7 protein-coding genes are annotated in these 10464 nt (G+C 43.5%); all 7 read right to left on the reverse strand.

Annotated features, from left to right (window positions below; genetic code table 11):
• Window positions 1–47 precede the first annotated feature (47 nt).
• On the reverse strand, window positions 48–1049 hold the full coding sequence (gene ahr / locus JMY02_RS12265; RefSeq protein WP_201598725.1) for an NADPH-dependent aldehyde reductase Ahr: 1002 nt from the start codon (window positions 1047–1049) through the stop codon (window positions 48–50).
• Window positions 1050–1346: 297 nt separating this feature from the next.
• Entirely contained in the window at window positions 1347–2033 is a 687-nt protein-coding gene (locus JMY02_RS12270) for a response regulator (protein ID WP_201598730.1), read from the reverse strand.
• Window positions 2034–2114: 81 nt separating this feature from the next.
• Window positions 2115–4886, reverse strand: coding sequence for a DUF4118 domain-containing protein (locus JMY02_RS12275; protein WP_227678513.1), 2772 nt, complete (start codon window positions 4884–4886; stop codon window positions 2115–2117).
• 26 nt (window positions 4887–4912) lie between these two features.
• Window positions 4913–5596: a potassium-transporting ATPase subunit KdpC gene (gene kdpC, locus JMY02_RS12280; RefSeq protein ID WP_201598731.1), complete on the reverse strand. Its 684-nt coding sequence runs from the start codon at window positions 5594–5596 to the stop codon at window positions 4913–4915.
• A 17-nt stretch (window positions 5597–5613) separates the two neighbouring features.
• On the reverse strand, window positions 5614–7752 hold the full coding sequence (gene kdpB, locus JMY02_RS12285; protein ID WP_227678514.1) for a potassium-transporting ATPase subunit KdpB: 2139 nt from the start codon (window positions 7750–7752) through the stop codon (window positions 5614–5616).
• Between the two features lie 107 nt (window positions 7753–7859).
• Entirely contained in the window at window positions 7860–9572 is a 1713-nt protein-coding gene (gene kdpA / locus JMY02_RS12290; protein ID WP_201598732.1) for a potassium-transporting ATPase subunit KdpA, read from the reverse strand.
• Window positions 9572–9652: a K(+)-transporting ATPase subunit F gene (kdpF, locus tag JMY02_RS13805; protein WP_227678517.1), complete on the reverse strand. Its 81-nt coding sequence runs from the start codon at window positions 9650–9652 to the stop codon at window positions 9572–9574. The genes kdpA and kdpF overlap by 1 nt, the downstream gene beginning before the upstream one ends.
• Window positions 9653–10464: the final 812 nt, after the last annotated feature.

Genomic DNA, 10464 nt, shown 5'->3' on the forward strand with positions numbered 1-10464 from the left:
GATGAGTTATCACTACCATGATTTAGATTAGCCAATGACAGCCAAATCTAATCTCTTTCTAACACCACTCTGTAGCGAGCGTTGCCACTTTCTAATCTTTCAAATGCTTCGTTTATCTCAGACATTTTATAGGTTTCAGTGACTGGTTGGATATTATGTCGAGCAGCAAAATCCAGCATTTTGCGCAGGGTTGACGGTGAACCAACTGGCGAACCTGATAGACTTTTTTGAGACATAATCATGGGTGCCGTTGCTATCTCTAGTGGTGCTTCTAGTATACCAACAAAGTGTAGTTTGCCTTTTGGCTTCAAGGTCTTAATCACCAGATCCCAGTTCATATCGACGTTCACTGTTGAGATGATTAAATCAAAAGAACCCGCTGCTTTTTCGATTTCGCTATCTTCTCTTGAGTTTAAGGAGTGGTGAGCACCCAACTCTTTTGCTTCTTCCATCTTTGAGCTGCTGGTAAAAGCAGTGACTTCACATCCCCACGCATTAGCAAACTGCAGCGCAAGATGACCTAAACCGCCGATACCAATAACCGCCACTTTAGAGGTGGGTTTGATATCATACTGCATAAGCGGGTTAAACACAGTGACACCGCCACACAGTAACGGCCCTACAGAATTAAAATCAAGGCCTTCAGGAATTTTTATGACGCTGGTATCCTTTGCACGTACTTTATCCGCAAAGCCACCATGATTACCAATGATTGTACCTTCTTGTTCAGGACATAGGTTTTGGTCTCCACCGATACAGAGGTCACAGACGTTACAATATCCTTTATGCCAGCCAAGTCCGACTTTATCGCCCAGCTCAAGATGTTTGACATGCTCGCCTTTGGCCAGCACTTTTCCTGCAACTTCATGTCCACCGACAAACGGGTACTGAGTCATGCCCCATTCGTTTTGCCACATGGATAGATCACTGTGGCAGATACCGCAGCTATGCACTTCGATTTCTACTTCGTGATCGCCTAAGGTGCTAGGCTCGTATTGATAAGGCGCGAACTTGCCACCTTTTTCTGTTGCTGCATAGGCATTAATCATAGTTGTTCCTTGTTTTCTATTTTTGGTAAAATGATTTATAAATATCTAACGAGTGAGTTTTTAGAGTATCGCTCAAATTTATCTTAAATACGTGAGAAAAGAGTAAGGTAATTGTGTTTTTTTATGAAGTAAAAATAACAAATAGGCATGGATTGAGAATTTATATGATACAACAGACACAAAAAAACCTCAAACCATCTAATGTTTGAACTGTTCAGCTCTAGTCATCATTAAGAATTAAGCGTTGGTTACGGTCTTAACCATAAAATATTAGATATCAGAGCGTAAAGATACAAGCTAATGCTTAGGGACATGAAGCTTATAACCCACACCAATTTCAGTTAAGAAATAGTTTGGTCTAGAGGGATTGTCTTCTAGTTTTTGTCTCAAGTTTGACATAAATATGCGCACATAGTGCTCTTGATGATTGTGACCTTTACCCCATACCTCGGTCAATAGTTGCTGATGAGTCATAACTTTTTCGGCATGTTTAATCAGTACGGTCAGGAGCCGATATTCGATAGGTGTCAGATGGATATCTTCGCCATTTTTTCTGACTTGCCTTTGGGCCAAATCAATGCTGACATTGCCAAGCACCAACTCAACTGGCGTCTCATATCCTACTTGCCAGCGGCGCATATGAGCGTTCACTCTGGCGATCAGCTCGCCCATACTAAAGGGTTTTACCAAATAATCATCTGCGCCTAAATTCAATGCTTTAATTTTATCTTGTTCATCACTACGCGCGGACAATATCAAAATGGGAAGCGAAGACCAAGTTCTTATGTCTGAGATGACATCACAACCATCCGCATCAGGTAAGCCTAGGTCTAATATTAGCAAGTCTGGACGACGAGAAGCGGCTTCAATCAGCCCTCTTTTTGAGGTATCGGCTGCATAGACTTGATAGCCTTCTTGCTCCATAGCAGATTTTATAAAGCGGGTGATATGGGCTTCGTCTTCGATAATTAGAATGGTCTTCATAGATATGGTATCTACTAATTACGAAACATTGGCACAGTAAGCAAGGTTCCAAAGTTTCTAAAAGTGTTGAATAGCGTTGGTTTATAGTTTTTCTGAGCTTGTAGCTATTTCTGAGGTTCTCGATATAAATTTGTCAGTAAACATGTCTTTTTCTGTTAGAGGCTCCCACGGTAGTACTATAACAAATTGTGCACCATGCGGCTGTACATTGTTCGCACTGAGCGTACCACCCAAATGTTTGACCAAGTCTCGGCTTAATGCCAACCCCAGACCCAATCCTGTCGTACTACTTTCAGTCTCACCGCGTGTAAAACGTTCAAATATTTGCTCTTCCATACCTATGGGCAAGCCTTTGCCACTGTCGGTTACTGTTATTTGATAGCATGGCGATTTTTGATTGCGTTGAAAATTTTGTTGTTTATCAAGGGTTGCTTGAATATCGATAGTAGCGTTGTCTGGAGTATAATTAATCGCGTTGGTCAATAGGTTGTTTAGGATGCGCGATAAGATGAGCTCATCAGTATAGATAAAGTCTACCTCATGAGGAATGTCTATCTTAATCTGTCGATTCTGTAGATAAGGTTCAAGCTGACGTATGTTGCTGCCAATGATTTCCTCCAAACTTACCCACTGCTTGTTTAGTTTCATACCGCCAGACTGTAGCGCTACATAATCTAAAATATTGATGACTAGCCGTTGAATGACATTGGCTTGCTGTTCGATATCAACTGCCAATTGCTTTTGTTCGTCGATTTTTAAGTTTTGTGTCGCAAGGGACGTAGCCAGCCCTGACAGTACGGTAATGGGTGTACGAATATCATGAGATAATGCCGATAGTAATGAGCCACGCAGACGCTCTGATTCCACTCTAATAAGGGCATTTTGAGCGACTTTTGCGTAATGGACGCGCTCCAAAGCTAAGGTGATTTGAGCAATGGCAACATCGAGCGTTCGTTGCTGTTCAGGTTGATTAAAGTTGTTACTGTCTGTGGGTCTCAATGCTAATACGGCAAGGACGTGATTGGAGGTAGCAAGCGCCCGATAGTGCATGGCGTTAGCAGGTAAGGTGTGAGTTGCTAATCCCGCGCTTTCGTTGTGATTAAATACCCAGTGCGTCACATTCCAATTAAAATCTGATGGGACACTTGGCTCTGAGACGATGATCAGTTTGCCGTCGGCATTGGGCATGGCTATAACGGCTTTGCTAGCGATATGCTTGGTCAACCAAACAATAGATTGACTGATGATCTCGTCATTTTTACGGGCGGCACTTAAGTTTTGAGCCAAATGGCTCATAGAGATCGCTTGTTGTTCACGTTTGCGCGCACTCTGAGCCTGAAAGCGTAGTCCTACTGCTAAATTATTAATGATTAATGAGACAACGAGCATGACGGCAAAAGTGACGAGATACTGTACATCGCTCACACTAAAAGACAGCTTGGGCTCTACAAAAAACAAATCGAAACTGGTAACGCTCAAAAGCGCGGCAAAGATACCGGGCGCTCGTCCGAAGCGAACTGAAATGAAAACAATAACCAACAAATACAGCATCACCACATTCGCCAAATCAAACCAGCGAGTCAGCGCTACTAGGCTGACAGTGACGAGGGTACAACCCAATACGGCCATCAAATAACCAGTACGGTTGTCGGTCGAGGACAAATCAGAAATATTCCAAAAGGGTATTTGGCGCTCGCTAGCCAGCTTTTTTTTCTTTTTAGTTTGGTTGACCAGTATCAAGTCTAAATTCAAATCTTGCGCTGAAATTTGTTTGACCAATGACGCATTGTAATAAGATTTGCCTTGGTTCTGTCCGATAATAATACGTCCAATATTGAATTGATGAGCATAACTGACTAAGCCTTCAGCAACCGTAATGGCGCTGATTATTTCTGTTTTTGCGCCCAGCTCATCCGCTAAGCGTAAGGCTTCTAACACGTTTTGCTTGTTTTGAGACAGTTTATAAGGACTTCGCGGTGTCTCTACGTAAATCACATACCACTGAGAGTGCAAACTGCTAGCGAGTCTTGCGGCATGACGAATAAGACGCTCGCTATGTTCTCGCGTGCTTATGCCCACCAATAGCTGATCTGTCGTATTCCAAATGGAGGAAATACGAGATTGGTTGCGATAGTCTCGCATATCCGCATCGACCAAATCAGCCGTTCGGCGCAAGGCCAGCTCTCGTAGGGCAATCAGGTTGCCTTTTCTAAAAAAGTTTTTTATAGCGTGCTTTGCTTGACTGGGAATATATACCTTGCCATCGTGAAGCCTAGCCAGCAGCTCGTCGGCGGGCAAGTCGACTAAAACCACTTCATTTGCCTGATCAAAGAACCAGTCAGGGATGGTTTCTTGAACAACGACGCCTGTGATTTGATTGACCACATCATTTAGGCTTTCTAAATGCTGGACATTGACAGTGGTATAAACGCTTATACCTGCCTTCAATAGCTCATTAACATCATGCCAACGTTTTGGGTGCCGAGACCCAGGGATATTGCTGTGAGCCAGCTCATCTACCAGTAAGATATCTGGACAACGCGCTAAAGCACCATCAATATCGAACTCTGCTAATATTTGCTCTCGATACTCAAATTGACGTAAGGGCAGTATTGGTAATCCCTCTAGCAATGCCGCTGTCTCACTGCGACCATGCGTCTCTACTATGCCGACTAAGACACCCAGTCCATGAGCTTGATCTCTTTGAGCAGCGGAAAGCATGTCATAGGTCTTTCCAACGCCTGCTGAAGATCCAAAGAAGATTTTTAGTTTGCCTCTATTGAGGGTGTCTTCTTGCTGCTTTATTTGCTGTAATAAATCTTCTGGATTTGGTCGCTGATCATTCATATTCATGCTCACTGCTTATGTCACTGTTTAAACTATTTAATGCCAGACATCCTATCTAACGCTAAGTTTACAGCCAATACGTTCACTCGCGGCTCACCGAACCAACCAAACTGGCGACCTTCAGTATTATCATCGACCACTTTTTGTACTTGTTCGCTATTGATTCCTCGTATACGAGCCACTCTATTGACTTGCCACTGGGCTGCTGCTGGTGAGATATGAGGATCCAAACCACTGCCTGACATGGTGACCAAATCAAGAGGGATAGGGGCTGTATTCTGTGGATCAGCCGCTTTAAGTCTTTGGATTTGCGCCTCTACATTGTTTGCCAACTCAGGGTTCAACGGCCCTAAATTACTGCCCGATGATTGGGCCGCGTCATAGCCATCTCCAGCAGCTGATGGGCGAGTCCATAGATATTCTGGCTGATCAAAGCGTTGACCGATTAGCGTCGAACCAATCAAGTTGCCATCCTGTTCTATCAAGCTACCATTGGCTTTATTAGGCATTGTTACTTGGGCGACTCCAGTCATCAATAAGGGATAGCATAAACCTAAAATGATAGCCAACGCTATAAATAATGACAAAGCGGGTTTGAGCATAGGCATACGTGTGGCCGTATGATCAAATTCAGAAATCCCTTTGTTATTAGCTTGTGAGTGTTTTGGATCAACAGAAGGCGTAGGTTGCATAGAGTTGTTAGATTGCATAGTCATTATCATCCATATCGTTGTTATACCAAGTGCAATGCATTAATGAGCAGATCAATAAGTTTGATGCCGACAAAGGGTAAAATCAGTCCACCCAAGCCATATATCATCAAGTTGCGACGTAATAAATTAATGGCAGAATCAGGTCTATAAGTGACACCGCGTAGTGCTAAAGGAATAAGAAATACAATAATCAAAGCATTAAAAATGATGGCTGATAAAATGGCACTTTTTGGGCTGCCCAGTTGCATGATATCGAGCACACCAAGGGCAGGATACGTACTGGCAAATGCGGCTGGAATAATCGCAAAGTATTTGGCAATATCATTTGCAAGGCTAAACGTCGTCAGTGCGCCTCGAGTCATCAGCATCTGCTTACCGGTTTGTACCACTTCGATCAGCTTGGTCGGATTTGAATCCAAATCGACCATATTAGCGGCTTCTTTGGCGGCTTGAGTACCACTATTCATAGCGACAGCAACATCGGCTTGTGCCAAGGCAGGTGCGTCATTGGTACCGTCTCCGGTCATGGCCACTAGCTTGCCTTGACGTTGGTAACTGCGTATTCTTTCTAGCTTTTGTTCAGGCGTGGCTTCTGCCATAAAGTCATCCACACCTGCTTCAGCAGCAATAGCTGCAGCAGTTAGAGGGTTGTCACCAGTAATCATGACCGTGGTAATGCCAATCTTACGCAGTTCAGAAAATCGCTCTTTTATGCCTGATTTGACCACGTCTTTTAGTTCTATGATACCAAGCAACTGCGCACTATCAGCAACAAGCAGCGGCGTACTACCACGGCGAGCGACTTCTTCTACTTGCTGCGCCAGATTATTAGGAAGCGTGCCGCCTTGGGTTTCAACCCATTTTATAATGGCATCAAAAGCCCCTTTACGAATACGACGCTCGTCGATATCTGTCCCACTCATACGTGTCTGCGCGGTAAACTCAATCGTCTCAAACGGACGTGATTTCCACACATTTTCGTCCATATCGAAGCGACTTTGAGCAAGCTTTACGATACTGCGACCTTCTGGTGTTTCATCCGTTAATGAACTGATGAGCGCCACTTCAGCCAGCTGGCTTTCTGTCACCCCTTGAGCAGGTATGAACAGCGCCGCTTGTCGATTCCCGTAAGTAATGGTGCCAGTTTTATCAAGTAGCAAAACATCGACATCACCTGCCGCTTCTACTGCACGCCCAGAGGTAGCAATGACATTGGCTTGCATCATACGGCTCATACCCGCAACGCCAATGGCTGATAATAGGCCACCGATGGTTGTCGGTATCAAACATACCAATAGTGCCACCAACACTACGATAGATATTGGCTCACCATTGCCTGAAGACAGCACAGCAAATTGTGAAAAAGGCAATAAGGTGACACATACCATCAAAAATATTAGGGTCAGTGCCACTAATAAAATGGTCAACGCTATCTCGTTTGGTGTTTTAGTACGTTTTGCGCCTTCTACCAAGGCAATCATGCGATCCAAAAACCCTTGCCCTGGAGCTTGAGTGATACGAATCATCAACCAGTCGGACAACACTTTGGTACCGCCAGTCACCGCATTAAAATCGCCACCGCTTTCGCGAATGACGGGTGCCGATTCACCTGTAATCGCTGACTCATCAACGGAGGCCAGACCTTCTATTACTTCACCATCAGCAGGAATTATTTCGCCTGCATTGACTAGAACAATGTCATCTTGGTTAAGGTCAGTTGCCTGAATCATAGTAGGGTCTGACTGTCTATCAGCGCTAGTAAGTCTGCGAGCTTGAACGTCTTGGCGGGCTTGTTTTAGACTTGCAGCTTGGGCTTTGCTGCGACCTTCCGCCAAGGCTTCAGCAAAGTTTGCAAATAAAAGCGTAAACCACAACCAAAATGTAATCGCTAAGGTAAAACCAACGCCCGCTTGTGACTGAACCAACATAGTGATGGCCAAAATACTGGTAAGCAGTGCGCCGACATAAACGACGAACATCACTGGATTGCGCCATTGAACTCTCGGATCAAGCTTGAACAAGGCATCTTTTAAAGCAGGTTTAATCAAGGCAGGATCAAAAATTCCTTGAGTGGGTTTTTTAGGGGTGCCTGCATTATCAGGGTCTTGCTGTGGTTGTAAGCTTGTAGCCTGCATATTAGGATCTGATATCACGCTCATGTTTGTGTTCCTCACATAATCATAAAATGGGTCGATTCATTGCTAGGGATAGAGTTAATCTATAAGTAAGTAGATGACTCGCATGGTGTTAACCAACAATAAAGCGGTTAGCCTCCCAACATCCAAATCTGCTCTATGATAGGGCCGAGCGCTAAAGCAGGTACAAAGGTCAATGCGCCAATCATGAGTACAGTACCGACTAGAAGTCCTACAAACAAAGGTGTCGTGGTGGGTAACGTCCCACTATTAACTTCTAGTCTAGGTTTTTTGGCCAACGACCCAGCCAAAGCCAGTACAGGAATAATCACGCCAAAACGTCCAACCAACATAGAGAGGCCAAGCATGAGGTTATAAAAGATAGAGTTAGCGCCTAAGCCTGCAAAAGCAGAACCATTATTATTGGCAGCTGAGCTAAAGGCGTAGAGCACTTCACTAAAACCATGTGCTCCAGGATTGAAAATACCAGCTTGACCAGAAGGCGTCATCACACTGATTGCGGTGCCCAGCAATACCATAAGGGGCGCTGCTAATAAGCCAAGCACTACCATTTTCATCTCAAAAGGTTCAATTTTTTTGCCAAGATATTCAGGTGTACGGCCAATCATGAGACCTGATATAAATACTGCTAATATGGCAAAGAGCAACATGCCATAAAGACCTGCGCCAACACCGCCAAATACGACCTCACCCAATTGCATCTGTAGCATGGTGCTGAGACCGCCAAGTGGAGTGAATGAATCATGCATCGCATTTACCGCGCCACACGACGCCGCAGTAGTAATCGTGGCAAACAACGAAGAGGCTACAATACCGAAACGCACTTCTTTACCTTCCATATTACCGCTCACGCTCGCATCAGTAAGCCCTTGAACTTGCGCTGCTAACCAAGGATTACCAGCAAGCTCACTACTAACGGTTAAGGAATACATTCCCACGAACAGCACCGTCATTGCCCCTAAAATCGCCAAACCTTGTTTTAGATTGCCACTTATCTTGCCAAGACAAAAACAAAGAGCAGTTGGAATCAAAAAAATCGCCAACATCTGGATGAAGTTAGAAAAGGGGGTAGGGTTCTCAAATGGGTGAGCGGAGTTGGTATTAAAAAACCCACCACCGTTGGTGCCTAGCATCTTGATGGCTTCTTGTGAAGCAACAGGACCCAATGCAATCGTTTGGGTGTCGCCTTGTAGCGTTTGTACATCCATATACGTTGATAGCGTTTGTATAACACCTTGACTCATTAGCATCACTGCTATAATTACCGCTATTGGCAGTAGGATATAAATATTACAACGCCATAAGTCTATCCAAGCATTGCCCAAGTGAGCGCTTTTTTTGAATACTAAGCCCCGCATTAACGCAAAAGCCACCACGATACCCGTTGCCGCGGATAAAAAGTTTTGCAAAGACATGCCCATCATTTGCGTAAGGTAGCTCATGCTACTTTCACCGCCATAAGCCTGCCAATTGGTATTAGTCATGAAACTAATGGCCGTATTCATGGCCAAATCCCAAGTAATGCCAGTCATGTTTGCAGGGTTTAGAGGTAAGCGCCCTTGAGACAACTGCAAAATAAATAACGCCACAAATCCAATCACATTAAATAAAACGATGGCTAGCGCATACTGCTTCCAATTCATACCAAAAGCACGATTGCCCTTGTTATCTCGTCCAATCATGCCAAATACATTAAAGATGCGTGACTCAAGATGAGAGACAGGCGCTTGCATCCTTTGGAGCATGTAGCCTGATAAAAAATATCCTAAAACAAACAATATAAGCAGGTATATAACCAGCTGTGATAGTGCATACATTGTCATCAGAATGCCTCCGGTTTAATCAGTACATACAACAAATACATGAATAAACCGAGGGCGAGAAACCCTGCAAAAATTTCCATGACATTCTCCCAAATAATAATGAAGATCTGTGATGAATGATTAATTAGCAGTGATAATAGGGCACAATGATGCAAGGCTTAGCATGATGCTCGCTGATCTTTGACGAGTCGCTTTCGCTTGGTTTTATATATGTCTATATCGCTTACCAGATGTTCATTCACTGATCGTTTATTGATTGAGACAGTATGCCAAGAGGGGTATAAAGGTGTTGTCAAGATCACGAGGTGGGATATAAAGAAAGTATAAAGACGAGGGTGAGATTAGGGGTTTTAAATGTTTGATGGATATGGCTACTATTTGACAAGCCTGATATAAATCTACAGACACAAAAAAACCTCAAACAATCTAATGTTTGAGGCGAAACTTGCTTAAACTCAAAGGTCTAAATTCGTTCTAACTTTTTACTAAATATGGCGCAGCGGACGGGACTCGAACCCGCGACGTGACAGGCTAGACCCACCATATTTCATTAAATTACTTTAATCTATGTCAACCTGTAAAGACTTATGTAGTAAGGGCTATAGAGATTATTTTGTTAAGACGTTTAGCATAATTTAATACAGTTTACGCTAATCAATACCCTTATTTTGGTCACCTGATAAGTATAAATACTATACTTATTTCAAGATAAATAAGTATAGTATTTATACTTTATGAAATCGATATTTTAATGATTTTCCTTTTACGCTAACCAGTAGAGAGGTTATTCATTTATGAGAAATTATAGATCTAGCATTGCTTGGCGGCGAGACTAAGTGCTTTTGTCGCACTGAGCACTGATACCATCCGCTTCTTTCTCTAACATATCAGC

The sequence above is a fragment of the Psychrobacter vallis genome, assembly GCF_904846715.1.
In the GTDB taxonomy this organism is placed as follows: Bacteria; Pseudomonadota; Gammaproteobacteria; order Pseudomonadales; family Moraxellaceae; genus Psychrobacter; species Psychrobacter vallis.

What these genes read in the sequence shown, in the direction of transcription:
- kdpB (WP_227678514.1), bottom strand. Translation starts at nt 7,752, where the DNA reads ATGAGCGTGATATCAGATCCTAATATGCAGGCTACAAGCTTACAACCA.
- kdpF (WP_227678517.1), bottom strand. Translation starts at nt 9,652, where the DNA reads ATGGAAATTTTTGCAGGGTTTCTCGCCCTCGGTTTATTCATGTATTTG.
- kdpA (WP_201598732.1), bottom strand. Translation starts at nt 9,572, where the DNA reads ATGACAATGTATGCACTATCACAGCTGGTTATATACCTGCTTATATTG.
- ahr (WP_201598725.1), bottom strand. Translation starts at nt 1,049, where the DNA reads ATGATTAATGCCTATGCAGCAACAGAAAAAGGTGGCAAGTTCGCGCCT.
- JMY02_RS12275 (WP_227678513.1), bottom strand. Translation starts at nt 4,886, where the DNA reads ATGAATATGAATGATCAGCGACCAAATCCAGAAGATTTATTACAGCAA.
- kdpC (WP_201598731.1), bottom strand. Translation starts at nt 5,596, where the DNA reads ATGACTATGCAATCTAACAACTCTATGCAACCTACGCCTTCTGTTGAT.
- JMY02_RS12270 (WP_201598730.1), bottom strand. Translation starts at nt 2,033, where the DNA reads ATGAAGACCATTCTAATTATCGAAGACGAAGCCCATATCACCCGCTTT.